This is a genomic window from Paenisporosarcina sp. P4_E4_2 (assembly GCF_056401595.1).
The window spans coordinates 1-25,387 of record NZ_JBFUJC010000004.1; the positions used below are offsets into that span (position 1 = coordinate 1).

At 38.7% G+C, this 25,387-nt stretch carries 23 protein-coding genes and 1 pseudogene; 5 read left to right on the forward strand and 19 right to left on the reverse strand.

Annotated elements, in window-relative coordinates; all coding sequences use genetic code 11:
* Positions 1-974, forward strand: a 974-nt coding sequence (locus AC1DSB_RS01655; protein ID WP_477585581.1) for a ribonuclease J, incomplete at its 5' end; no start/stop codon positions are given.
* A gap of 347 nt (positions 975-1,321) precedes the next feature.
* Here AC1DSB_RS01655 and AC1DSB_RS01660 read toward each other — a convergent pair.
* The 7 genes from AC1DSB_RS01660 to AC1DSB_RS01690 all read right to left on the reverse strand — a co-directional run bounded on the left by AC1DSB_RS01660 (position 1,322) and on the right by AC1DSB_RS01690 (position 8,735).
* Entirely contained in the window at positions 1,322-2,437 is a 1,116-nt protein-coding gene (locus AC1DSB_RS01660; RefSeq protein ID WP_477532582.1) for a GerAB/ArcD/ProY family transporter, read from the reverse strand.
* A gap of 92 nt (positions 2,438-2,529) precedes the next feature.
* Entirely contained in the window at positions 2,530-3,645 is a 1,116-nt protein-coding gene (locus AC1DSB_RS01665; protein ID WP_477532581.1) for a GerAB/ArcD/ProY family transporter, read from the reverse strand.
* 33 nt (positions 3,646-3,678) lie between these two features.
* Positions 3,679-3,912 carry a hypothetical protein gene (locus AC1DSB_RS01670; protein ID WP_477532580.1) on the reverse strand — a complete coding sequence of 78 codons (234 nt, stop codon included), beginning with the start codon at positions 3,910-3,912 and terminating at the stop codon, positions 3,679-3,681.
* A 6-nt stretch (positions 3,913-3,918) separates the two neighbouring features.
* On the reverse strand, positions 3,919-5,109 hold the full coding sequence (locus AC1DSB_RS01675) for a Ger(x)C family spore germination protein (RefSeq protein WP_477532579.1): 1,191 nt from the start codon (positions 5,107-5,109) through the stop codon (positions 3,919-3,921).
* Positions 5,110-5,112: 3 nt separating this feature from the next.
* A complete protein-coding gene (locus AC1DSB_RS01680) occupies positions 5,113-6,732 on the reverse strand; it encodes a spore germination protein (RefSeq protein ID WP_477585583.1) in 1,620 nt (539 codons plus the stop codon).
* Positions 6,733-7,093: 361 nt separating this feature from the next.
* Positions 7,094-7,687: an SET domain-containing protein gene (locus AC1DSB_RS01685; RefSeq protein ID WP_477585585.1), complete on the reverse strand. Its 594-nt coding sequence runs from the start codon at positions 7,685-7,687 to the stop codon at positions 7,094-7,096.
* A gap of 142 nt (positions 7,688-7,829) precedes the next feature.
* On the reverse strand, positions 7,830-8,735 hold the full coding sequence (locus AC1DSB_RS01690) for a TIGR01777 family oxidoreductase (protein WP_477532576.1): 906 nt from the start codon (positions 8,733-8,735) through the stop codon (positions 7,830-7,832).
* Positions 8,736-9,137: 402 nt separating this feature from the next.
* On the opposite strand from AC1DSB_RS01690, the gene AC1DSB_RS01695 reads away from it, so the two are divergent.
* Both AC1DSB_RS01695 and AC1DSB_RS01700 read left to right on the forward strand, forming a co-directional pair.
* A complete protein-coding gene (locus AC1DSB_RS01695) occupies positions 9,138-11,537 on the forward strand; it encodes an immune inhibitor A domain-containing protein (protein ID WP_477585587.1) in 2,400 nt (799 codons plus the stop codon).
* Positions 11,538-11,657: 120 nt separating this feature from the next.
* Positions 11,658-11,786, forward strand: coding sequence for a hypothetical protein (locus AC1DSB_RS01700; protein ID WP_477532774.1), 129 nt, complete (start codon positions 11,658-11,660; stop codon positions 11,784-11,786).
* 46 nt (positions 11,787-11,832) lie between these two features.
* Here the strand turns inward: AC1DSB_RS01700 and AC1DSB_RS01705 are convergent, their stop codons facing one another.
* On the reverse strand, positions 11,833-13,131 hold the full coding sequence (locus AC1DSB_RS01705; protein WP_016428849.1) for an NCS2 family permease: 1,299 nt from the start codon (positions 13,129-13,131) through the stop codon (positions 11,833-11,835).
* A 255-nt stretch (positions 13,132-13,386) separates the two neighbouring features.
* A complete protein-coding gene (locus AC1DSB_RS01710; RefSeq protein ID WP_477532775.1) occupies positions 13,387-14,145 on the reverse strand; it encodes a hypothetical protein in 759 nt (252 codons plus the stop codon).
* Positions 14,146-14,333: 188 nt separating this feature from the next.
* Between AC1DSB_RS01710 and AC1DSB_RS01715 the strand changes: the two genes are divergently transcribed.
* Positions 14,334-15,491, forward strand: coding sequence for a polysaccharide deacetylase family protein (locus AC1DSB_RS01715; protein WP_477585590.1), 1,158 nt, complete (start codon positions 14,334-14,336; stop codon positions 15,489-15,491).
* Between the two features lie 119 nt (positions 15,492-15,610).
* Here AC1DSB_RS01715 and AC1DSB_RS01720 read toward each other — a convergent pair whose 3' ends face one another.
* The 5 genes from AC1DSB_RS01720 to AC1DSB_RS01740 form a co-directional block, all read right to left on the reverse strand.
* Entirely contained in the window at positions 15,611-16,324 is a 714-nt protein-coding gene (locus AC1DSB_RS01720) for an ABC transporter ATP-binding protein (RefSeq protein ID WP_342542556.1), read from the reverse strand.
* Positions 16,321-17,100 carry an ABC transporter ATP-binding protein gene (locus AC1DSB_RS01725; RefSeq protein ID WP_016428853.1) on the reverse strand — a complete coding sequence of 260 codons (780 nt, stop codon included), beginning with the start codon at positions 17,098-17,100 and terminating at the stop codon, positions 16,321-16,323. The genes AC1DSB_RS01720 and AC1DSB_RS01725 overlap by 4 nt, the downstream gene beginning before the upstream one ends.
* A complete protein-coding gene (locus AC1DSB_RS01730; protein WP_477585592.1) occupies positions 17,090-18,040 on the reverse strand; it encodes a branched-chain amino acid ABC transporter permease in 951 nt (316 codons plus the stop codon). The genes AC1DSB_RS01725 and AC1DSB_RS01730 overlap by 11 nt, the downstream gene beginning before the upstream one ends.
* Before the next feature lie 12 nt (positions 18,041-18,052).
* Entirely contained in the window at positions 18,053-18,928 is an 876-nt protein-coding gene (locus AC1DSB_RS01735) for a branched-chain amino acid ABC transporter permease (protein WP_016428855.1), read from the reverse strand.
* 89 nt (positions 18,929-19,017) lie between these two features.
* Positions 19,018-20,193 (reverse strand): ABC transporter substrate-binding protein, encoded by a 1,176-nt coding sequence (locus AC1DSB_RS01740; protein WP_016428856.1) that lies wholly within the window; start codon positions 20,191-20,193, stop codon positions 19,018-19,020.
* Between the two features lie 378 nt (positions 20,194-20,571).
* Between AC1DSB_RS01740 and AC1DSB_RS01745 the strand changes: the two genes are divergently transcribed.
* Complete coding sequence (locus tag AC1DSB_RS01745; RefSeq protein WP_477532503.1) at positions 20,572-20,895, forward strand: hypothetical protein; 324 nt, start codon at positions 20,572-20,574, stop codon at positions 20,893-20,895.
* Positions 20,896-21,226: 331 nt separating this feature from the next.
* On the opposite strand, the pseudogene AC1DSB_RS01750 reads toward AC1DSB_RS01745, so the two are convergent.
* From AC1DSB_RS01750 to AC1DSB_RS01770, 5 genes and pseudogenes are all read right to left on the reverse strand, one after another.
* Positions 21,227-21,519 (reverse strand): annotated as a pseudogene (locus AC1DSB_RS01750) (GyrI-like domain-containing protein); the annotation flags it as partial.
* Positions 21,520-21,551: 32 nt separating this feature from the next.
* Complete coding sequence (locus AC1DSB_RS01755) at positions 21,552-22,112, reverse strand: sugar O-acetyltransferase (protein ID WP_477532502.1); 561 nt, start codon at positions 22,110-22,112, stop codon at positions 21,552-21,554.
* A 28-nt stretch (positions 22,113-22,140) separates the two neighbouring features.
* Positions 22,141-22,701 carry a DEAD/DEAH box helicase family protein gene (locus AC1DSB_RS01760; protein ID WP_477532501.1) on the reverse strand — a complete coding sequence of 187 codons (561 nt, stop codon included), beginning with the start codon at positions 22,699-22,701 and terminating at the stop codon, positions 22,141-22,143.
* Positions 22,702-22,792: 91 nt separating this feature from the next.
* Complete coding sequence (locus AC1DSB_RS01765) at positions 22,793-24,433, reverse strand: hypothetical protein (RefSeq protein ID WP_477585594.1); 1,641 nt, start codon at positions 24,431-24,433, stop codon at positions 22,793-22,795.
* Entirely contained in the window at positions 24,426-25,226 is an 801-nt protein-coding gene (locus AC1DSB_RS01770; RefSeq protein WP_477532499.1) for an ABC transporter ATP-binding protein, read from the reverse strand. Before AC1DSB_RS01770 ends, AC1DSB_RS01765 begins: the two co-directional genes overlap by 8 nt.
* Positions 25,227-25,387: the final 161 nt, after the last annotated feature.

The following is a 25,387-nucleotide window of genomic DNA, read 5'->3' on the forward strand; positions in this document are numbered from 1 at the left end:
ATGTTCATCGAGTTCAACAAGTCGTGGATGCCGCCCAAAAAACAAACCGAAAACTTGTCCTACTCGGACGCAGTATGGTGAATGTGGTTTCTGTTGCCATGGAGCAGGGTTATTTAAATGTTCCCGAGGGCATGATTATTGACCCGCATGATATCAAGCGAATGGCTCCAGAAAACGTAGCTATTCTTTGTACAGGAAGCCAAGGGGAACCCATGGCGGCTTTATCGCGCTTAGCAAGCTCCAACTATCGTCAAGTAGAAATCCTGCCTGAAGATACTGTGATTTTCGCTTCGTCACCTATCCCTGGAAATGAAAGGAATGTTTCACGAGTTATCGATAATTTGTATCGGTTAAGAGCAAAAGTCATTTATGGTTCTGGTAGTGCTACAGGGATGCATGTTTCCGGACATGCCTGCCAAGAAGAATTGAAACTGATGCTGACGTTGATGAAACCGAAATATTTTATCCCAGTTCACGGAGAGCTCAGAATGCTACATAAGCATCGGTTATTAGCCGAATCAGTTGGTGTGGAAAGAGAAAATGTCTTCATCATCAGCAATGGAGACGTTGTCGACGTAAACAACTCCCTTGCACGCCAAACGCGAAAGGTCCCTTCCGGCAACATTTTTGTCGACGGATTAGGGATTGGGGATGTAGGAAACATTGTGTTGCGGGATCGCAAGCTTCTATCTGAAGACGGGATGATCGTCATCGTCATTACTCTCAGTAAGTCCGATGGTCAAATTATTTCCGGACCTGATACCATTTCCCGTGGCTTCGTCTATGCACGTGATGCTGAAGAACTGATGAAGGAAGTGGATCGGTTAGTGTTGACTACCATCCAAACAACTGAATCAGCGAATGGACGTCAGCGTAACGTACTGAAGCAAAGCATTAAAGCTACCTTAGGGAAGTTTTTATTTGCAAAAACGAAAAGAAAGCCGATGATTCTACCTATCATTATCGAGATTTAACTTGATTGCATACATGAATAAAAGCGAACTCCATAAATTAAAGGAGTTCGATTTTTTAAATTTATAACTTTACTGGTGTGTCATTTAAAAAAGGTTTCGTCATTTTCCAGTTCGATATGATAACGATTCACACTCTTGAGGGGAAGATCACGAACATAGTCGATTGCAAACACCCATCTTCGAAAACAGAAGATGGGTGTTTAGTGGACCATATATAAAATTATTCACAAGTTATTCCATTTACTTTTTACTCACACCCAAATGCATCATACTAAAATTCCTGTTCAAGAGTTCTCAGGTTTCAGTTACTGAGTAGATCATGCATTGTCGAATGAGCTTTAACAATATTAATGATGTTCAGCTTCTTTTTTTAATTGGTTTTTGCGTAACGCATACATAACTACTAACAAAAGAGGTAAAAATAATCCTATTGATAATGAATATGAAACAAGCGTTGTACTGTCCCAATTTTTTTGGTAGATAACGCTTGGATAAACCATAAGAGAAAGGGCAATGGCAATCATGCCTAACGGTATAGTTAAGGGACGATAATCTTTTAAATTTAAAATTTGTGCAATCCCTAAAACGGAAGCGTAAAAATAAAGGGTCGCCTTAAAGTAGAGCGCAATAATCCAAAAGGCGGCCATTAACGCCTCGATACGCTGTACAAAATCCCCGATATTTATCCTTTTAGCCAATTCATAGCCAGGATATAACTGTCTTGTAGTATTCTCGGCACCTAATACCGCAACACACAAAAATGTAATGATGATGGTGACGATTCCACCTATTAAGTTTCCAATTAAAAAGGATTTTTTTCCTTGTCTAGCTTTGTTTATAAATGCAGGAAAAATCATTACCAAAATAACAGCATTGACAGAAGAGTAAACCACTAAATTCAGGGATGATTGAACAATTTTTTTTGTTCCTGCCTCATATACAGGTTGTATGTTTTCAAACTTGATTTCTGGTGAAATAAACACCACTAAAATGAGAAATAGGAAGAAGAAAACAACAATTAAGATTTCGGCCGACCTAGCGATTGTCTCTAACCCAAGACGGACACCCATCACGATAATCATTCCCATAAGTGTATTTAGCGCTACCATTGGAGTACTTGGCAGCACATGGATATTTAGAAAAGTTCCAGAATGAGCTAGAAGAGTAGAGGTATAAAGAAAAGAAAGCGACACAAATAAAAGAGAAAATATTGTCCCTATCCATTTCCCAAAGAGTTTAATATTGATTTCAATAAAAGTGAGATTTGGAAACCATTTCCCTATTGTGCAAAATAGCCAAATGACTAGTAACCCAATCCCCATCCCGAATATCGCGGCAATCCAAGCGTCTTGCTTCGCATTTTGAGCTAAGCCTGATGGTACAAGCAAGACGCTCGAACCAATCGTAAATAGGGTGACTAGAACAAGAAATTGGTACGAATTTATTTTTACATCCTTCATCATTTCATATCATACCTTCCGCTCCAATAGGACTCCCGGATACCTGTCACTGAGTTGGCAATACATTGCCAACTTGGCTTTTAGCAAATTTTTTCCTAAGGATTTCTGGCACCTTTTTTTAATTTCTTTTTTCGTAACCCATATATAACTACCAGCAAAAGAGGTAAAAAAAGTCCGTATGACAATGATAAGGTATTACCCGTTGTACTGTCCCAATATTGTTTGTAGACGACGTTAGGATAAATCACGAGAGAAAGGACAACAGCAAGCATGCCTAAGGGTAATGTTAAAGGGCGATAATCTTTCAAATTTAGAATTTGTGCCATACCTAAAACGGTAGCGTAAAAATAAAGGACCGTCTTAAAGTAGAGCGCAATAATCCAAAGTGCGGCCATTAACGCCTCGATTCGCTGTACAAAATCCCCAACATTTATCCTTTTAGCCAATTCATAGCTAGGATAAGCCTGTCTTGCGGTATTCTCATGACCTAATACAGCAACACTCAAAAATGTAATAATAATAATGATAATGCCACCTATTAAGTTTCCTAATAAAAAGGATTTTTTACCTTGTTTCATTTTGTTAATAAAGGAAGGAAAAATCATTAATAAAGTAACGGCATTAACTGAAGATATTACGAAATAAAATACGGATGATTGAACGATCTTTTTTGCACCTACTTCAAATACAGGCTGTATGTTTTCAAACTTGATTTCAGGTGAAATAAACACCACTAAAATGAGAAAAAGGATGAAGAAAACGGCAATTAAAATTTCTGCAGAACGAGCGATGGTTTCCAATCCAAGACGGACTCCCATCACCACTACCCCCGCCATAAGAATATTAAGGACTACCATTGGAGTACTTGGCAGCGCATGCATGTTTAGGAATGTCCCACAATAAAACAAAAGTTCTGAAGTATAAAGAAAAGTCGTGAGTACAAAAAAAACAGAAAAGGCTTTACCTATCCATTTTCCAAATACTTTTTCATTGATTTGGATAAAGGTGAAGTGAGGGAACCAAAGAGCTATAGTAATGAATAGCCATATGACCAATGACCCGAGTCCCGTACCAATTATAGCAGCAATCCAAGCGTCTTGTTTCGCATCGGCTGCTAATACTGATGGTACAGTTAAGAGACTCGTACCAATCGTAAAAAAAATAACTAAAACTAGAAATTGGTACGAATTTATTTTAACGTCTTGCATCATTACATATCATACCTTCCGCTCCATACTGTTCTTTCACTTTAACAAAAGAGCAATAACATCATTAAGAGGTTTAAACACAAAAGTGAGTAAATCTAGTGGAGTTGGAATAGATTTTCCAAATCCTAGTGTAATACTTAACCCTACGGCAATGACAAGAAGAATAGCAAACACAAGTAACTCTTTTTTTAACTTTTTTTCCAATAGAGGTGGAACTTCAATCCACAGAATGGTAGCCGCAATCAGGAGTATTCCTAAAGTTTTCAACATGATTATTTAATCCTTTACATCTTCTAGGTAGGAATTAATTACTGTACCCGTATGCTGAAGTTTCACGTCAACTTTAACGTTCGCTGACAACTCAGAAAATCCTTCATCCCTCCACTGCTCTTTCATCTTTTTCCATTCTTTCGGATTGGATCGATGAATGGCTTCACCAAACCCAAATATGTCTGATTCATATTGTTTTTGTACACTTTCAATGGTCATATTAATGGTCTCTTTCACTCTTTTTTCCGTGATTTTCTCTAGCTCAACAATTGATTTTTGTTCACTAAGATTAATTTGACATTCTACTTCCCCAATATTTCCTTTTATTTTAATATTGACATCCACTTCGGGCTTTCCTTTGTTTATTTTGCCTTTCACTTTAGAGTCGAATTGAATAATCTCTATAGTGGCTTTCCCCTCTTCAGGACAAGATATAGGAGTTACAGTATTTTGCACTTCGTTGACGATGCCATTATACCCTTTGCTTTCTCGTTCAGTTAACCAGCCCACCAGTTTATCTTTTTTAAACACAGCTAATTCATCATATACAATTCGCGCTTCAGGAGTAATTGATTCTACATTCTGTTTGCTTGTTCCTATTTCTTGGTTCCCTGTCACTAGAATTCCCGTTAATACCGCTTCCTTTCCTTCATTTGTTAGATCTGTTATCAGCTTATCTAATATAACGGCGTGCGTTGCGGCCCAGGCTTTTTCTGACGCTCTAAGCGTGTTAAACATTTTATTTGCGGGTATGGCTTCAAGAGTTGTTGTGACATTTAGTACCTCTTCCGCGGTCAAATCCTTAGCAATAACAACATAAAAATCAGATCGAAGTTCCCAATCTCTTGACAGAAACTCTAAGGATTCGCCTATACCTTCTTTAGCTAAATCCTCACCAATCACAAGCATTCGAAGATGTCCAGGATATATTTTTCGAGGCGAGCTCTTTGTTATTTTTCGAAGAGCTTCATATACCGTTTCCCCGCTCGCCTGAAACAGGATTACCGGTGAACGCCCAGTACTTGCTTTCGCGGATATTTCAGAAGGTACAACCACTTGAGCAGTTACTTGGTATTCATCTTCTACTTTATCGATTCCTAATGCTAATGCAATGCCAAGCTCATTTAATTCCCTCCGGTCCCAACACCCCGTAAGAAAGAGACTGAGAATCAGGAGTACAAACATGCACTTTTTCATCGTTTACTCCCTTTCATACTCCTCATTTTTTGTTGGATGTGGTTTTGCAGAGGCGRAATCTTGTTGACGAGTCATATTTTGTTGATTGATTAGGCGAGGTCGAGTAAACATTTTCCATTTAGGCAAACGAATAAGCGTGTCCTTTTGATCCGAAATATTAAATGGAGCTAATGGAGACATATATGGTATGCCAAAAGAACGTAAACTGCATAAATGTAGAATAAGAGCAATTAAACCTATCGTAATTCCAAACAAACCGAAAGCTGCTGCGATTGCCATAAATACAAAGCGGAACATCCTAACAGCGATAGCCAAGTCATAAGTAGGAGAAACAAAACTTGAAATGGCTGTTATTGAAACTACGATGACCATCGCAGCAGAAATTATGCCTGCTTCAACGGCTGCTGTTCCAATTACAAATGCCCCTACTATAGACATGGCTGCACCGATGTTTCTGGGCATTCTTATACCTGCTTCACGCAAAAGTTCAAAGGTGACTTCCATTATTATTGCTTCAACAAATGCCGGAAATGGGACGCCTTCCCGTTGGGCTGTCAAACTAATAAGGAGTGCAGGTGGTAGCATTGAGTGATGAAAAGTGGTGATTGCAATAAATAATGCTGGTGCCAATAAAGCAATTGTAAATGCAAAAAAACGAAGAAGCCGAATAAGACTCGCAATATCTGACCGTTGATAGTAGTCCTCGGAAGCTTGAAAAAATTGGACAAATAATGCTGGAACAATCAGTACAAAGGGTGTTCCATCAACTAAAATAGCTATGCGCCCTTCTAATAGTGCCGCAGCAACTATATCTGGACGTTCTGTATTAAAAACTGTTGGAAAAGGTGAGAGAGGTGCATCCTCAATCAACTCCTCAATGTTTCCACTTTCAAGAATTGCATCAATTTTTATTTTATCCAAACGCAAACAGACTTCTTTCACTATTTTGTCATTTGCAATGCCGTTCATATACATCACGGCAACGTTCGTTTTCGTTCGTTTTCCAATAATTTTTGATTCCATCCAAAGATTTGGGTCTTTAATTTTCCTGCGAACTAAGGCTGTATTTACACGCAAATTTTCGGAGAAACTTTCGCGTGGTCCCCTGACTACCATCTGAGATGATGCTTCGGTTACTCCCCGATCAACCCAATGTCTGTTGGAAATGATTAAACCTTGCTTATAACCATCGATTAAAATAACCGTATCTCCCGATAAAAGACCAGTAAAAAGCACATCGAAATCGGTTAAATCTTTTATATCCCCTACTGTCATAGCAAAATCTTTTAATACGCTAATAAGATTTTGTTCAGGAGATATCTTTTCCTGCAATTCCGTCCCTTTGGTATCCAACATGAGCGTTTCCAAAATGAAGTTTTGTAATGAGGGTGTGTCAGTTAACCCATCTGTATATATGATAGCGGCTTTAATGGATCCTTCTTTTCCAATATTAATTTCTCGAATGATAATATCAGAGCTTTCCCCAAGGGAATCTTTAATTATTTGTATATTCTCTTGAAGATTTGGTTTTATATCCTCTGTTGGACTTTTATTCGTCCTTTGACTAGTTGAAGTAGAATTGGGTTGTATTTTATTATTAATTTTCTTTTCGAAAAAGCCCATACACTACCTCATTTACTGTTTCGTTTTTATTTTTTATAACTTTACTTTTTTTGGTAATCCCTTTGTCAGTTACAAGAAAATTAACCCAATTACTACATAAACTTTCTTCACAAGCATGTTCAATTTTTCTTTATTTCATACAATATTATTGGTCATATTAAGTGCAACTTTTGAAATAAAGGGGGTAAACCATTTTTTGCAGAACTAAAGAATTCGAAAACCTAATTTCTACTGTAAATGTATTAGAAATGAGATTCGTATTTTGTTATTTCATTAGAGAATAATAAAAAACGATAAAACCCCTGAGTAGGTTTTATCGTTTTATGGTTAGAAAGCTTTTTAAATTTAGACGCTACCATTATTATTGGTGACGATTATAGTAAAGGCACTTAATTGAATCCGGCAGATAATGCTTTGTTGTTGCAATTCTTACTTTCTCGACGAATTCAGGTCGAATGAGTGGTTGAAGCGGTTGTTCCACTTTATTAAAATGTTGAAAAGCGTCACTGACCACTATATCCCATTCTTCGTGGTAACGGAGAAGGTCATCTGGGTAGACTCTCGTCCGCTCCGTCCCGTCTTCAGGGAAACAATCAAAAGGTTCATCAATWTTCAAAGTTCCATAATCGTCTGTTAACTCTTCACCTGGATAAATGTCTCTGATGGCTACCTCGAATTCATAAGCGGTCCCCATGCAATTGGCATGAAAACTGTGGTTCACATATCTCCCTAAATCCCAACATAAAACGTACTTCCCTTCTTGGTTTCGATATGCATATTTTTTCAATAACTCGCTTCTATACTCGTCAACCGTATGAATATAGTCGGGCTCCAGTATTTGATCGAGGTCGTCCAGTGCCCACGTAATCGTTCCTTTCGGAATAAATTGAGTCGCAAATACCCCAAAACCCATTTCATCATTTATATAACGTAATTCCGTATGCGGATGTATCATATCTAAGTATTCCCCTTTACTAAGTCGGTATTAAAACCAGTTTATGCACTTGGGGAATGACTTGTTGAAAGCTATGTTAAAAACGCTTAATTCGAAAACACAAAACCTCCAGAAGAATCGTTGATTCTGGAGGTTTTGTGTTTTAAGAAATGGATTGTTGCTTTAGGATGATTTGATGAAATGCCTTCTCAATTGTTTCGAAAGTAAAATGAAACCCTTCTTTCTCGATCCTCTCCGGCAGCACCCAACGACTTTTCACAATGAGTTCTGTTTCAGTTCGTATAAGGATAGCACCGATTTCGAGCATCCATTTTGGGGAAGGCAATCCAAGCTTTCGATTCATTGCTTTGCGCAATTGTTTCATGAATTCACGATTTGAAACGGGATGTGGAGCAGACAAATTAAAGACACCCTCCAAGTCGGTTCTTTCCTGAAGGAATAGAATAATCTGGTACACATCTTCAATATGAATCCAACTAAACATTTGATTACCTGACCCCTGTGCCCCACCGAGCCCGAAGCGCACCAAGTTGAAGTAAGGCTTCATCACGCCACCCTCTGCACCAAGTACAATTGCCATTCGTAAAGCCACTAGTCTAGTATGTGGAAGTTGATAATCGAATAGGGATTGCTCCCACGCTCTGGCTATATCTACCGAAAAACCGTTGCCAATTTCCCCATTTGTTTCCGTCATGGGACGATCTTCTGCATGACGATAAATCGTTGCTGTACTTGAATTGATCCATAATGGCGGTGGAGTTTCACAAGCCAACAGAGCGTTTCCAAGTATTTGAGTCGTCTTCGTACGGGAACTCATGATTTCTTCTTTATTCTTGTCATTGTAACGACAGTTAACGGATTTACCAGCAAGATTGATCAGCATTTCCGCACCATTCAAAGCACTAATAATACCCGTCTGATTGGACCACGCAATATGGTGAGGCTGTCTTGAAATAATCACCACTTCATACCCTAAATCGGTGAATTTCCCCTCCAAGTATTGTCCAATAAAACCTGTTCCTCCAGCTAAGACCACCTTCTTTTTCATACCATCCACCCGTTTTCTGACAGTTTATTTAACATGACGAAGAGAGAGTAAAAAGGATGCTTTAATTCCACTTACAATCAAAATAAAAAGGGGATAAAAATACATCTGAAATGTGGATGAATGAATCGAATAAAAAAACACCTCGAAAATGTTTACATAATTCAAATCATTAATTAAGATCTAACCTTATTTTTATGACTGCAAAAAAACGAGGAAAACCTCGAGCTATAAGATAATTCGTAAAAAAGAAGAGAAAATCTAAGTAGAAAGAATATGAATATTCAAAAAAATAGTATAAAAGACTCTGAATCTATTAGAAAGAAACAAGCATTTTAACTCATTGTTTTAACTCACTTTTGCAAATATTCTAATAAAGATTAACTATCTCAAGGGGGTTACGAATTGAAAAAGTTTTGGAAATCTAGTATTACATCGGTTGTGTTTGCAGGAACATTGCTATCCGGTATGTCCGGTGGCTTTGCAAGCCCAATTTCCGAAGCGCCTCTTCATCAACAAGTATCACATTCTGCTCAATCTCATTTTGCAGGATCTATCGATCTCTCGATTGTTAATGACGAGAAATTAATCAAAGCATTAATGAAACGTGGTGTAATACCAGCTAATGCATCAGAAGCACAAAAACAACAGGGATTGCATAATTATTTAGCTGTTAAAGGTCAATCTGACTCTAGTAACAAAGTAAGTGATGATCCATTAGCGAAACAGGTGAAACAAGCCGAAGCGAAGAAACAGAAAGAATTCAATAATGGTTTATTAAAGGGAAATGGCAAAAAAAATGGGCATCTAAAAAAACAACCAGATCCTGTTGAAGAAGGGGCATCACCAGGTGTAGTGAAACAAGGTAAACTATTAACACTAATGGTAGAATACTCGGATTTTGAACATAATAATCTCCAACCAAATGAAACAGACAACTACTACGAGGATTACAACACGAAGCATTTCGAAGATATGATTTTCGGTGAAAATGGCGTAAAAGGTCCGAATGGAGAAACATTTGTTTCACAGAAACAATATTATGAAGAACAATCTGGTGGTACGTATACGATTGAAGGAAAAGCATATGGATGGTTAAAACTTCCTGGTACTGCAGCATTTTATGGTGCTGATAGAACAAATGGCGGTCATGATAATGTTGCACCCGGTGGATCGAAAATATTAGTAAAAGATGTATATAACGCGGCTAAAGCAGCAGGTGTCCCATTACAAGATTACGATTTAGAAGATTCACATGATTTAGATGGAGACGGTAACTTCTGGGAGCCAGACGGTTTAGTCGATCACTTACAAATCATTCACTCTGGGATGGGACAAGAAGCAGGTGGTGGTTCATTAGGTGATAACGCAGTTTGGTCACATCGTTCAGCATCATTTGTGGATCTAGATGGACTTGGAACAGGTCTTCCTGGCTTCTACGATTACACAGTTATGCCGGAAGATGGGGCAACTGGTGTTTTCGCTCACGAGTATGGTCATGACTTAGGCTTACCGGATGAATATGACACTGCTTATTCTGGAACAGGCGAAGCTGTTGCTTATTGGTCCATTATGTCTGCAGGTTCTTGGGCTGGTAAAATTCCTGGAACAGAACCGACTGGATTCTCTCCGTGGGCTAAGCAATATTTCCAATCTACATTAGGTGGCGAATGGTTTGAACCAGCCGTATTAGAATGGAAAGATGTTTCTTCGAAAGGTACACAGTTTTTATTAGATCAAGCAAATTCACCACTCGGTAAAAACAACCAAGTTGTTCGCATCAACATACCGAAAAAAGAAACACCTGTGAACACACCTAAATCTGGTAACTTCGAATTCTGGGGTGGTCAAAAAGATGAAAGCGATTCAAACATGGTGACAAACGTTGATTTGACAGGAAAAACTTCTGCTACATTAACTTTTGATGCTTGGTACGAAATTGAAGAAAAATGGGATTTTGCATTTGTACAAGTTTCTAAGGACAACGGTGCGACATGGAAATCTCTTGGTAATGCAAACACGAGAAGTGATGTTGTGGCTGAAGGTTATCCAACAATCCTAAATTCAATGCCAGGACTAACAGGTCATTCTAATGGTTGGACTGAACAATCGTTCGATTTGAGTGAATATGCAGGCCAAAACATTAAACTTCGTTTACGTTCTGTAACGGACTGGGGTACTTCGGAACTTGGTTTCTTTGCGGATAATGTGAAAGTAGTAGCTGATGGACAAACAATCGTAGAAGATGGCGCCGAAACAGAACCAACTAAGTTCACTTTGAATGGGTTTGAGCGTTTCAATGGTAATAAATTTATGAATCATTACTATTTACTAGAGTGGAGAAATCATGCAGGTGTGGATGCAGGTTTAGGCAACATTGCTCGTGGTAATTCACTAATGAGCTATGATGGTGGTTTAGTCGTGTGGTATGTGGATGACAGTTACACGGATAACTGGACTGGGGTTCACCCTGGAGATGGTTTCTTAGGGGTTGTTGATGCACATACGAAAACCGATTTAACATGGAACATTAAAAATGGTACACCGGTTCAAGCAAGTTCTCGCTACCATTTAGCGGATGCAGCATTCGGATTGAATAAAACATCTGGATTGAATCTGATTTATCCAACTCAAACGTTGAATTATGCAAGCCAACAAGGCGTTCGATTGTTTGATGATGCAAATTCATATAGCAATTCATTTATGCCAGATGCAGGTCGCGATTTGCAGTCTTTGGGTTTGAAAATCACTGTAAATGGTCAAGCTGCTGATAAGTCTGTTGGTTCAATCGTCATTTACAAATAACCATCAAGCCCAATAACGTTACTGTTATTGGGCTTTTTTCATTTATATGGTTAACTTTGTATTTATTCAGTTATTATCATTGTTACTGACGAAGATGAAAACAGCAAAACCGTCCTAGCCATGGAGGGATTCCCATCTGCCACTGAAGAGGAGCATTCCGTATTTCAGGATGCCCATGAAGTCATTCAACACGGGTTGGCAGGAACGTTCGATCAATTGGATGCCTTTATTGAGCAGTTAAGAGATTAAAATAGAAAAATGCACCCGCTATTTATATGCGGGTGCATTTTTTGAATTAGCCTATTACATGAACAACGAAATTCATCAGGAACAATCCTGCAATAACGTAAAGTGCCGGCGATACTTCTCGCCATTTACCAATCGCAATTTTCAGGATTGGATACATGATGAAGCCGATTGCAATGCCATCAGCAATGCTATAAGTGAACGGAATCATTGCAATGATGAACAGTGCAGGGAAACTTTCGCTCAAGTCTTTCAACTCGAGATTGCGAATGTTCTGCAGCATCAAACTGCCGATAATGATTAGAATCGGTGCAATGGCGCTATCCGGAATCAGTTTGATAACCGGAATGAAAAAGGCAGCCACTAAAAACAACAATCCTGCAGTCACGGTTGTCAGTCCTGTTCGACCACCCGCTACCATTCCGGCAGCACTTTCAACAGAAGCAACAGTGGGACTCGTACCGAAAATACCGGACATCATCGCAGACACTGAGTTTGCCTGAAACGCACGACTAAATCTGTCTGGACGGTTGATAAATCCAACGTGCCCATGGACTAGCCCAATGTTCTCAAAGACAATGACCATTGTCAGCGAAAATACTGCAATCCAGAATGTCATGGACAGGAAATTCTCAAATGATAGTGCACCAAATGCACCAAATGCGTCAGCCAAGCCTAAAGAGGCATTGTCTGTCTGATTGACATCAATCAATCCGAAGAAATACGCAATGATGGTTCCGGACACAATCGTGATGAGAAAATTCCCAGGTACGTTGCGGATGAACAACACGATTGCTACTAAAAACGTCAAGACAGTCGCAAGCACATGTGCTTCACCCAAAGACCCAAGTGCCAAAATGGAACTTGAGCCTTTTTCGACGATGCCGCCTTTTTCTAGACCAATTAGCATAAGGAACAATCCAAGACCGACAGTGATCGCTTCTTTGAGTGAATGCGGTACAGCAGCACTTAATATTCTCGAGAAAGGCGTAAATGCAATGAACACAAAAATGACGCCAGACACAAAAACAACAGCCAGTGCTTCCTGCCAGGAAAGACCCATTGATTGAACCATCGTATAGGAAAACAACGCATTGATTCCCATTCCTGGTACAAGCAAAATTGGAACATTCCCCCAGAAGCCCATAATCAGACATCCGAACACAGAAGCTGCAATCGTTGCAACAATCGCTGCTTCGAGCGGCATTCCCGCTTCAGACAAGATAAGTGCATTGACCGCAATGATGTAAACCACCGTAAAAAATCCGATGATTCCTGCCATTACTTCCCGCTTTACCGTCGTTCCGTTCGTTTTAAGACCGAAAAATCGGTCAAACCAATTAAACATGTTTTCAACCTTCTATAAAATTAGCCCTCTCCCAACCCGCTCTGCCTGATAAACAGGTAAGCCACTAAGGATTCTAATCATAAAAAGGTCATCTGTCAATCTTTTGAGGTCGTAGATGGGGATCTATTCGCGGTTTTGGAAGTTCTATTCGCGATTCTCGCCTTTCTATTCGCGATTTCAATCATTTCATAGTATTTCCACGTCCAAAACATACAAAAAGACGTCCCTTTGCCAGGCACGTCTTACGCTTTTTCTTCAAGGCTTCTTTTTCTCGTTGTCTTTTGATTTTTGGTTGATAACAAAATGTGTCAATGGATGGTCTGACCCTGTGAACAGTTTTGTTATATACGAAGTGGTGTAGTTATACCCTGTGTCAATTTTTTCTGCTAAGTAATTCGTTCGTTCGAAGAGGATGGATCGGAAATGATCAACTTGTCTTAAGATTTTTTCCGTCAGTGCTTCCTGGTTATCAAGCCGGCTCATTACTTCCGTATGAGTATTTTCTTGGGCATTCATTTGATGCGCCATCTGTTTTTGGAGAATCAGTTGCTCATCAACCTTTTGTTCCAGTTGCTCATTTCTCAACCCTACTTTGTCTAACCGATTCGCTACCTCTTGATTTGAAAGGCTTAGCTGGTTCATGTAATTCATTAAATCTTTGTTGCCTAACGTTTCATTTTCCAATGTTGTTTGTAAAGCTTCACTTTTTCCATCTAGTTTCTTCAACCAATCCAACACTTGATTTTCAACCTTTTCATGGTGGTAATTCACTTTCTTTTGTTCATTGAATCCATGTTGGAAAAACTTCCACTGATTGGTTTGTTTCGTAGCTTGATTTTCCAATAAATCTTTCAGTTCACTAAATGACCGATGCAATTTTTCACTTGTTTTTTGCTGTTCTTCCAACAAATCAGTTAAGTGATTCTGTTTGAAAAATGATTGATTGGGCTCTTGTATTTGCCCATGATTTTTATAAACATCCGGGTGCTTATCTGAATTAATAAATAATCCCATCGCTACTTACACCCCTTTCCTGCAATTCTTTTTCTATCTTATGCAACAAATGCCATATTGGCATTCAGTTCGGAATTAAAGCCGATTTTTCAAGCAATCGAACGGAAAATTTTTTCTCCTTTTCGAATCTATCTGAAGACCTTCTTTCATACACTTACTAAGAAGTTTGATAGATAAAGGGGTTATGAATGATGAAATTAACATATCCGATGTTGTTCCTTGTTGTACTTGTTTTCACTTTATTTTCTTTGCCAACTCCGAGTCTTGCTAAAGAAGATTCAAATCGGTACATAGCATTGCATGACCGTTTATTGGCGTTCGAAAAAGAAGAAGTCCGCCTGGTGAACGCACAAATACTGGTTCCATTCGAAAAAATGTCACGTTATTTGTATGCGGACATTCAAAAGTCAGACAAACAAATCACAATCACAAAAAATGATACGTCCATTTCTTATAATTTTCTAACCACTGAAACGACAGTCAATCAAGTGATTATTTCCGACAACGCGGTCCAAATGATCGACGATATTCTGTACATTCCAGTTCGCTTGTTAGGAGAATCCACAGATTTCAAAGTTGATTACTTATCCGACATCTTAACAGTAAGACTTTATACGGATCGATACCCCCATCTGAGCCATCCGCAGTTTATTCAACAAATAAGGAAGAAACGTAACGAAACTGCATCACCGAAACCAACTCCACCTGCTGAGCCTGGAAAGCCAATTGTTTATTTGAGCTTTGAGGATGGACCGAATCGCTATACATCCGAGCATTTAAAAATCATGAGAAATTATAATGTAAAGGGCACGTTCTTTTTCGTTGGAAATCAGATTTCAAGTTTCAAATCATTGACTCAGCAAACTTATAATGAAGGTCACACCCTCGCTCTTCACAGCATGACGCATGACCGTAAGAGCGTTTATGCATCCGCACAAGCGTTCATAGGTGAAATGAAGAAAGAAACGGAAATGATTCAATCGCTGACTGGGTTCAAACCTACGTTGGTTCGTACCCCCTATGGAAGCAAGCCCTACGTAACGTCTGCCATGCGTAGTTTACTGAAACAGGAAGGCTACAAAATGTGGGATTGGGATGTCGATACATTGGATTGGAAAATATCAGAAGCCAATTTCCAACAAATTATCACGAGTGTTATAAGGGGCGTGGAGAAAGCCGTTCGGGCCAAGGATCAACACATTGTGATATTACTCCATGATCGTGTACAGACCACAAAAGCTTTACCTGGAATCATTGCCTGGCTAATCGAACAAGGGTATTCAATTCAGCCATATAAGTCTGAGTTGCACGTTCCACAAAATTTTTGGCATGATAATGAGCTTTAGAGGAACCAATTTTTAATGAGCCATTGAAGACATTTCTTAAATTTTTTTATCAAACATCGTTTTAATTCAATCCATATAAAAAAGGGAGTAGCTTTTAATCTACTCCCTTCAAAAATTGCTTATATACCGCCTAGGTATGCTAATTTGATTTGCTCACTTGCTTGTAACTCTGCAGCTGGCCCTGAAACGACCACGCGTCCAGTTTCAATTACGTAACCTCGGTTTGCAATGGATAAGGCAACGTTGGCATTTTGTTCAACTAATAATATCGTCGTACCTTCACGATTGATTTCTTCAATAATTTGAAAAATAGTCTTTACCATAAGCGGTGCTAGGCCCATGGATGGTTCATCAAGCAAAAGAAGTTTTGGTTTTGCCATGATGGCTCTTCCCATCGCTAACATTTGTTGCTCCCCACCCGAAAGTGTGCCCGACATCTGTTTTCGTCGCTCAAATAATCGAGGGAAAAGTTCATACACCTTATCAAAATCTTTGCTTATTTCTTTTGAATCTTTTCGTAGATAAGCCCCTAACTCCAGATTTTCCAGAACGGTCATATTCGAAAAAACACGTCTTCCTTCTGGAACATGAGAAATTCCGGCTTTCACAATGCCTTGAGCTGGTTTACCTGCGATTGAAGAATTCATGTAATTAATGATTCCTGATTTGGGCTTAAGTAATCCTGAAACTGTTTTTAGTAGAGTGCTTTTTCCGGCTCCATTTGCTCCGATTAACGTTACAATTTCACCTTCGTTGACTTCAAGTGAAATTCCTTTTAGTGCCTGTATATTTCCATAGTAAACGTCCAATTGATCTACTTTAAGTAAAGTCATTTCGGAACCTCCTCTCCTAAATAGGCCTCAATCACTTTAGGATGGTTACGGATGTATTCAGGTGTGCCATCAGCTATTAATACCCCATGGTCTAACACATAAATTCTTTCACAGATACCCATAACCAAGTTCATATCATGCTCAATTAATAAAATCGTTAAATTGAACTTTTCTCGAACAAATGCGATTAATGACATTAAATCGTGTGTTTCTTTATGATTCATCCCCGCCGCCGGTTCGTCTAATAATAATAATTGAGGTCCCGCTGCTAAAGCACGGGCAATTTCCAATCTTCTTTGCTTACCATAAGGAAGATTTTTTGCAATCTCATCTTTGTATTGGTCCAATTCGAAAAGCTTGAGAAACTCTAAAGATTTCTCTTCCATTTCTTTTTCACCAGAAAAGTGAGAAGGCAAACGCAAAATCGAGCTAAACATCGAATGCTTTGCTAATGAATGATAAGCAACTTTCACATTATCTAAAACAGATAATTCATTAAAAAGTCGGATATTTTGAAACGTACGACTAATTCCCCCACGGGTTACTTGATATGGCGCCAGTCCATTCAAACGTTTTCCGTTGAATACAATCTCACCTTCTGTTGGTACATACACGCCAGTCAATAAGTTAAAGCTAGTTGTCTTTCCAGCACCATTAGGTCCTATAAGACCAATTAACTCTCCCTGATGGATTTCTAAGTTAAAATCAGAGACAGCCTTAAGTCCACCAAAATGAATGCCAACATTTTGTACTTGAAGTAAAGGTTTACTTACCATATTGGTTGTCTCCTTTCGAACTTTTCCATGATTTAAAATAATCGGTTATTTCGCGTGTTCCCATTAATCCTTTAGGTCGGTATAACATGACAATGATTAAAATAAGACTATAGATAATCATACGTGTTTCGGGATAACTTTGAAGAAAAGTCGATACAATCGTTAACAGCACTGCTGCAATAACTGCTCCAGATAAACTTCCTAATCCACCTAACACAACGTATATTAAAATATCAAATGATTTTAAAAACGTGAAGTTTGTAGGTTGAATAATATAAAAATTATGAGCATATAAAGCACCTGCAACCCCTGCAAAAAACGACCCTATAACAAAGGCTGTCACTTTGTAATAAGTTGTATTTATTCCCATAGCATCTGCAGCAATCTCGTTTTCTCGTATAGAGATACATGCGCGTCCATGTCTGGAATTAGTAAAGTTCACAATCACAATAATCGTAATTACTAAACAGACGAAAGAAGTTGTCCATGTAGTTAATTGATCAACTTGCATACCTGCTGCCCCACCAACATAGTCAATGTTAAGAAAGACAATACGAATAATTTCTCCAAATCCTAATGTGGCAATTGCCAAGTAATCACCTTTTAATCGTAAAGAAGGAATTCCAACGAGCATTCCGGCTAATGCAGCAACCAAACCAGCCATGACGATTGCAAGAGCAAAAGGTAGCTCAAGTTTCATTGTTACGATAGCTGATATGTATGCCCCAATTGCCATGAATCCCGCATGACCAATTGAAAATTGTCCCGTAATCCCAATTACTAAATGTAAGCTTACGGCTAATATTATATTGATGATAATAAAGATGAGTGTGTTTGAATAAAACTGATCCAAAACTCCACCGGTGATGAGAAATTGGATAACTCCATAAATCACTACCGATAAAATGATAAATAACCAGAATCCCTTTATCTTTTTCATATGTGCCTTCACCTACACTTTCTCTCGTGTATTTTTCCCAAAGATGCCATTCGGTCTGAAAATTAGAATTAAAATTAGAATGATGAAAGCTGCCGCATCTCTCCATAATGAGAATCCTAAGCCACTTACCACCGTTTCAACAACTCCAAGGACAAGACCTCCGACCATTGCTCCTGGAATAATACCAATACCACCTAAAACGGCAGCAACAAAAGCCTTCAACCCTGGAATAACTCCCATTAATGGTTCGATCTTTGTATAATACACGCCAAAAATAACACCAGCGGCTCCAGCTAAAGCTGAACCAATCGCAAAGGTAGCTGAAATCGTATTATCAACATTTATACCCATCAATTTTGCTGCGTCTACATCATGTGAAACGGCACGCATTGCTTTACCAATTTTTGTTTTATGTACGATTAATTGCAAAATAATCATAAGTATCACTGATACAGAAAGGATTAAAATAGACTGACTGCTAATTTGAGCCCCGAATAAATCAAAAGAAATATTAGGCACTACATCTGGATATGCTTCCGGTTGAGCACCTCTAACATATATGACACCGTATTCAATAAGAAGTGAAACCCCAATTGCGGTAATTAAGGCGGCTATGCGAGTTGCATTTCGAAGTCGTTTATAGGCAATTCTTTCAATGAGGACACCAAATGCTGCACATGCAACCATTGACAATAATAATGCTGGGAAAAATCCAAGTCCAAACGCGGTAATTGAATAAAACCCAATAAAAGAACCTACCATGAATACGTCCCCATGGGCGAAGTTGATTAATTTAATAATTCCATAAACCATCGTGTAGCCAAGTGCGATTAACGCATAGATGCTGCCGAGTGATATTCCGTTAATTATCTGTTGAATCCATTCCATGTATTCTCACTCCCTTATAAATTCTCAACATCTTAATAAAAACAAGATGAGAGGATGGTTGTTCCATCCTCCCATCTCAAGTTAAATCATTAAGGATTTACTTTTGTATTAAAGACTTGTTTGCCATCTTTGTATTCCAAAATTGTTGCAGACTTGATTGGATTATGTTGCTCATCAATTGTTACATTTCCAGTAACTAAAGATAAATCTTTCGTTGCTGCTAGTTCATCTTTAATCTTAGTTGTATCTAAATCTCCTGCACGTTCAATTGCGTCTGCTAACAAATAGACAGAATCATAACCAAGTGCGTTAAATGCGTCAGGTGATGCGCCGTCATATTTATCAGAGAAGCTCTTAACGAATTTTTGAATTTTCTCATCTGGATCTTCAGAAGAATAGTGATTTGTAATAAATGTATTATTAAGTGCTTCTGCACCTGCTAATTCAACTAACTTCGGAGAATCCCAACCATCAGCACCCATTAGAGGAACATCAATGCCCATTTCTCGAGCTTGTTTTACAATCAAACCAACTTCTTCATAATAACCAGGAATAAAAATGAAGTCTGGTTTTGCTGATTTAATACGCGTTAATGTCGAGCGGAAATCTGTATCTTTCGCAACGTACGCTTCTTCAGCTACAATTTTCCCACCAGCTTCTCCAAACGTTTCTTTGAAAGATTTTGCAAGCCCTTTTGCGTAGTCACTTGAACTATCAGAAAAGATAGCTACGTTTTTAATTTTCAACTCATTTGCTGCAAAGTTAGCTGCCACTGTTCCTTGGAATGGGTCGATGAACGAAGTTCGGAAAGCAAACTCGTTTACACTACCATCTTCATTAACAGTTACGTTTGGACTTGTACCAGAAGGTGTCAGTAGAATTGTTTTATTCTTATTCGCAATTTGTGCTTGTGCAACTGTATTACCGCTTGTAGCTGCACCAATAATTGCAGTAACTTTGTCCTTGCTTGTTAATCTAATGGCCCCACTTGTTGCTTCTGAACCCTCGGATTTATTATCCACTTTAATAATTTCAATTTCTTTACCGTCGACTCCACCGGCTTTGTTAATTTCTTCAACAGCAAGGTCGATTCCTTTTGAGATTGAAGAACCAAAAGAAGCAACACCGCCAGAAAGCTCTAAGTTCGCACCAATTTTAATGGTGTCTCCGTTAGCTGAACCCCCACCTTCTGCTCCGCAACCAGTTAAAATACCAGCTAGTAATGTAGAAACCACAGCCAATTTCGTAAACTTTCTCTTTATCATACGCAATCCCCTTTTTGATAATTCTGAAAACTTAATTCACAAAATGTTTATGTGAGTTTAGTAGTCAGATACTATCATTATTTTATAGTAAGCAATTTGATTGTAAAACAAGATAGCCGTTTAGTCTATGTTATTTTTTGTTAATTTAGATATTTCGGAATATTAATTAACATAATATAATGATTTTTAAAATTATTTGTTGTATAAGTGTGACTTTTATTAATATTATTTATCGAGAATAAATAGTTAGAATACTCTTTTTTATTTATTATCATTTATATTTATCCGAAACCTAAAGCTGAATCAAAACGTATAGATGGAATAATAGGTAAAAAATGTTATTACCACGATAATTATTCTGATACTAGGAGCGAGGTTTTGAAAAAGTTTATCACTTTAAGCGTAACTATTTTAATTATTGGGAGTTTGCATGGAATTACTGCTTTTATATTTGACTCTAATTTTGTTGATATTGCCATTCCCTTCGGGTTAGCAGCTATATTCTTGGCATACATTTTTACAAACAAGGGCGGGGCCTTAAGTCGTCAGATGGATAGGCAGATTCAAGGAGAAACCGGTATTCGAATGGCCACGACAAAAAAAGTGACCAGTCAATCATTTGTCTTCCTCGGATCAATTGTGTATTTTTCTCTGGCGCTATTACTTACACTTTATATTTATAAAGATTATTTCATTAATTAATAAGGAACTTAAAGGAGGTTTTTATGAGAAGTTTTGACGTCAGATCATTAAAATTTGTACTGGTCATCCATACTGACTGCCGCTCGAATATAGGCTTGAAACAGTATTTATGAAACCGAAGATAGGAAAACAAACGCCCGATACAAAAAATTTTATTCGGTTAGGTGATAAGAAATAATCGTTGTATGGTCTTCTTTAGTCTTAAGCTCTGTTGAACATCGATATTGATAATTAAGCAAATTAAAAAGGACTCAATTGAGTCCTTTTTTGAATTTTTATTAATATTTGACCAATGCATGCAGTAAGTATGTAAAAGATTTTTACCGGTTATTTATTTAGGTATCACGGGAATCCACAGTTCATGTCTTGGTTTATGTTTTGGTCCGTAATAACCTTCGATACATGGTAAATTAGCAAGTTCATAACCCGAAGTTGAAGCCCATTCGGAATATAAATGCTTCCATGACATATTAATTAATTCCTGCCTAAACCCATCTTTTTTTGCACTTCCCCAAAGCATCGGAATAATTTTAAAAGCCCTGCTTGTTTTTACTGACTTACTCTTTCCCACAATTCTCATTTCAAAATCAAGATTTCAATTCTGTACTCCATTTCCGTGTCCCCTTAATTGAAATTTGATTTCATTAACCAATAAACTAAAATTCTATTTCCTTTATCACTCTTGCCGGGTTTCCACCTACAATCACATTTTCAGGAACATCTTTCGTCACGACTGCCCCGGAAGCAATGACAACATTATCACCAATCGTTATACCTGGATTGATGATTGCACGCCCACCGATCCAAACGTTGTCACCGATTGTAATAGATTTTCCGTATTCGTGCATCGTGTTCCGTTCTGCCGGATGAATCGGGTGGGTTGCCGTATACAAATGGACGCCAGGTCCCATAAAGCAATTGTCTCCTATACGTACTTCACACACATCGAGAATGACGCAATCGAAGTTAGCGAAAAAGTTCTCTCCTACGTGGATGTTGTATCCGTAATCGCATCGGAATGTGGGTTCAACGTATAAGCTTTTACCCGTTGAGCCAAACAAATTCTTCAGCTTCTTCACTCTCTTGTCCGTCTCATATTCAAGTGTATCGTTAAATAATCTGGTTTTAAGTCGGGCTGTCCCCCGTTCGATTGTCAGTTCCGGATCTGCGGGATTGTACATATCACCAGCAAGCATTTTCTCTTTTTCAGTAGCCAAATGGTGTACCTCTTTTCTATCGCAACTTTTATAAATCGAATCTTTTTCTAATTAACTCCGCAGTTTCAGCTGCAGTCAAATGCGTATTGTTAACTTTTATGTAGTTTTCCTTCTTAATTTCCCCATCGATTGAGTTAAGCCTAAATTTATTAGCTACGCTTTTCAGATGTGCCTCTGACCATGATATGTCTCGTTTGGTTGGTTTGTGTTCAAGGCGATGAGGGGATTTATTTCGTTCAAGTCTTTCATCCATACCAGCCTGCAACTCAACGATATAGACTATCGCTCCTTTTGATTCGAAAATTCGACTTATTTTCTCGACATAATCCCAGTCGACTTGCACATCGAAACGCCACACAAACGTAAAAATCACACCGTACATCTCACTTATCGCAAACTCCTCGAACATTTGCTGACGGAATGATTTAACCAACCGATTTCCCGCTTCGGTGCCGTAATCAAAAAATGGATGGACGAGCTCGATGGTCAGATGATTATGAAACAGCTTTAAGTCCGTTATCTTTTCCAGTTCATGCCCGACTGTCATCTTCCCGACAGCCTGGGGTCCCACGATGATGACAAATTTCATATTTTCCTTTCCTTTCCTGTTTTTACTTTGATAACAGAATTTCGCTACAAATCCAACAAGTGTGGTGCCTGACACCCAGACCCAGCTTTTCTCATCTAACCAAAGGCTTTGAAGATGTTTTCGGGAAGATGAGTGYCCAACCGATGACGACAGCTCCCAGTAGGAGAATAAAATAGATGGGTAATGCGTAAGGGACCTTCAATGCTAAGTGATGAGCTCCGTAAAAGAGTCCGGTGACTAAAGCGAGCAATAAGGTTTTGGCGGATTTGGCTTCTTTAATGAATTTGAACGACTTAGAAAACGGATGAATCTCATTGTCGAGCAGTTTGTAGGTCACGAGAGTCTGTACAATACCAGCTAGGAAGATAATGACCAACTGCGGCAGGAGACTGACCGAAAACAACCAAGTAAAACCAATGCTGACGACAAGGAAGATTGGCATGTATAGTTTCACGATGAACGATTTTAGTGTCGCGCTATATGTTGACGTAATCTRCTCAAGGGGAGTGGTCTTGAATATCCAGCTTGCTTTGTCGTTTCCTGAGTATTGGAGCATTTGAATGACTGCAGGTATCATAAAATTACAGAAGTAAATTGATAAGTATCCGTTCCCACTTGAAACTTCCTCCATGGAACTAAAGCGGGTTTGATTCACCACGAATAGGAAGGGGATGAAAAGGGACAAGGCCAATACCGGATAAACCTTCAGTTTGAATTCCCTGTCCTTCTCCATCATCAATCCTGCAAAACGGAACATCGCTCGTTCTTCATTTGTTCGACATAGAATCTTTGCCCAGAATTCGTTAACGCCACTCCATCTCTTCTTGCTTTTGGTTGAGTGAGTCAGCAACTTCTGCAAATTCCGTTCGAATGAAGGCATCATCTTCACGTAAACAATCAATGAAATAACCGGAACCAGTAAGGCTAGGATGGATAATCCAATCAATGGTGTGGAAAAATCCCCGCGCAACAACAGTTCGAATGGGGCACCGAACCAGAAGGCAGGAACAAAGAGATGCCACCAGTCGAATTGATAAATAAATCCTGATGTGGTGAACTCAATTGACCTCCCAACAAGTTGGTACCCCAAGAAGATACCGATGCTCAAGATGATTTGGACATAGTTGATGATGTCTTTAAGACGCTCGCCATCAAAAAATTTCAACACCAACAAATATAACAGTGCCGTTAACACTACAACGAACAGGCTAACAAAAATTAAGACCCCCACAAACAACAGAGCAAATAAGGGACCTTGGCTGAACAAACTGACAGCTACCGGAACAGTAACAAAAGCACAGGTAATTGACACCATATAAATTAGCACATGAATGGTTTTGGCCGCCTGGACGGTCCGATTGTCAACCGGTCGGCTATTCAACATGGTTTTATCCCTTAAATCCAACAAAACGGTTGAAAAGTCGGTGATCATGGTGGTCATTAGGATGAAGATGATGATGCCGAAAACCAGGCTTAATTGAATCATATAGTTTTCACCCAGCAGGATGAAGGGAATCAAAATCAACCCGTAGAGTGCATAAATGCCCAATGATTTCAGGAAGTGATTTTCTCCTTCTTCTGGATTGGCTCCATCGAAAATGGTTGGTACACGACGGTCATCCATCGTAAGCTTCAATTGAAGAATTTTTCGCATGACGTCGTAATCAATACCTACTGCTATGAACAATTTACGAAATACATCCAGCATTCTCAGTGAGCGAAAATTATCCATGCTGTTGTCCCCCCGCCATTGTCGTGACAAGGCGTAAGGCAATATTCCGATGTTCATTAAAACCCGTCAATTGATTGAAAATGTCTTCTAGAGACCCTTGTTCACTTTGCATGACCAACTCCTCGAACGTTCCATCTGCTACAATCTCACCTTCCACTAGAAGGATGATTCGAGTACTGATTTTTTCGACGACATCCATGATGTGGGACGAATAGAAGATGGTTTTGCCTGCAGCTGCAAGCAATGTGATCATTTCCTTGACGACCATCATGCTGTTGGCATCAAGCCCGCTCAACGGTTCATCGAAAAATAATAAATCCGGGTCATGTAACAAGCTTGAGATAATCAAGACTTTTTGTTTCATTCCCTTCGAAAAGGAAGAGATGCGGCTGTCATACACTTTCTCCAGTCCGAAATCCCTCAGCAAGTCGAGTGCTTTGTGCTCTGCTTCTTTTCGATCAAGTCCATAAAGCTCACCTGTGAACGTCAAATATTCCCGTGGCGTTAAGGTCTCATACAGTTCCGCATTTTCAGGAACATAGCCAATTTTTTTCTTATATGTAATGTCACCGTCAGTAATATCCTGACCGAAAATCTCCACTTTTCCCTTGTATCCATTAATCAGGCCCAGCATGATTTTAACGGTGGTACTTTTCCCTGCTCCATTCGGCCCAATATAGCCAATGATTTGACCTCGGTAAACGTCCAAATTGATTCCTTTTAAGACGGATTTATTTCCGTAATTCATCTTCAAATCGGTAAGTGACAACATCTTTTCTCTTGATCCATTCATGTTAATTCCCCCTATTACCAGTTTAACATGTTTCCAACATTTGGATATACCTATACAATTCTTTTAATGCTGTAATACATGGATACACTCTTGCATTAATTATTCAAACTGAGTAAAAGGCAAAAGTGCAACATGTCGACAAAGGTTAAGCTACACCTGCC

Coding starts and splice junctions, on each gene's coding strand:
- AC1DSB_RS01660 (WP_477532582.1), bottom strand. CDS start 2,437: ATGATGAAGGATGTAAAAATAAATTCGTACCAATTTCTTGTTCTAGTC.
- AC1DSB_RS01665 (WP_477532581.1), bottom strand. CDS start 3,645: ATGATGCAAGACGTTAAAATAAATTCGTACCAATTTCTAGTTTTAGTT.
- AC1DSB_RS01670 (WP_477532580.1), bottom strand. CDS start 3,912: ATGTTGAAAACTTTAGGAATACTCCTGATTGCGGCTACCATTCTGTGG.
- AC1DSB_RS01675 (WP_477532579.1), bottom strand. CDS start 5,109: ATGAAAAAGTGCATGTTTGTACTCCTGATTCTCAGTCTCTTTCTTACG.
- AC1DSB_RS01690 (WP_477532576.1), bottom strand. CDS start 8,735: ATGAAAAAGAAGGTGGTCTTAGCTGGAGGAACAGGTTTTATTGGACAA.
- AC1DSB_RS01700 (WP_477532774.1), top strand. CDS start 11,658: ATGGAGGGATTCCCATCTGCCACTGAAGAGGAGCATTCCGTATTTCAG.
- AC1DSB_RS01705 (WP_016428849.1), bottom strand. CDS start 13,131: ATGTTTAATTGGTTTGACCGATTTTTCGGTCTTAAAACGAACGGAACG.
- AC1DSB_RS01710 (WP_477532775.1), bottom strand. CDS start 14,145: ATGGGATTATTTATTAATTCAGATAAGCACCCGGATGTTTATAAAAAT.
- AC1DSB_RS01715 (WP_477585590.1), top strand. CDS start 14,334: ATGATGAAATTAACATATCCGATGTTGTTCCTTGTTGTACTTGTTTTC.
- AC1DSB_RS01720 (WP_342542556.1), bottom strand. CDS start 16,324: ATGACTTTACTTAAAGTAGATCAATTGGACGTTTACTATGGAAATATA.
- AC1DSB_RS01725 (WP_016428853.1), bottom strand. CDS start 17,100: ATGGTAAGTAAACCTTTACTTCAAGTACAAAATGTTGGCATTCATTTT.
- AC1DSB_RS01730 (WP_477585592.1), bottom strand. CDS start 18,040: ATGAAAAAGATAAAGGGATTCTGGTTATTTATCATTTTATCGGTAGTG.
- AC1DSB_RS01735 (WP_016428855.1), bottom strand. CDS start 18,928: ATGGAATGGATTCAACAGATAATTAACGGAATATCACTCGGCAGCATC.
- AC1DSB_RS01740 (WP_016428856.1), bottom strand. CDS start 20,193: ATGATAAAGAGAAAGTTTACGAAATTGGCTGTGGTTTCTACATTACTA.
- AC1DSB_RS01760 (WP_477532501.1), bottom strand. CDS start 22,701: ATGAAATTTGTCATCATCGTGGGACCCCAGGCTGTCGGGAAGATGACA.
- AC1DSB_RS01770 (WP_477532499.1), bottom strand. CDS start 25,226: ATGAATGGATCAAGAGAAAAGATGTTGTCACTTACCGATTTGAAGATG.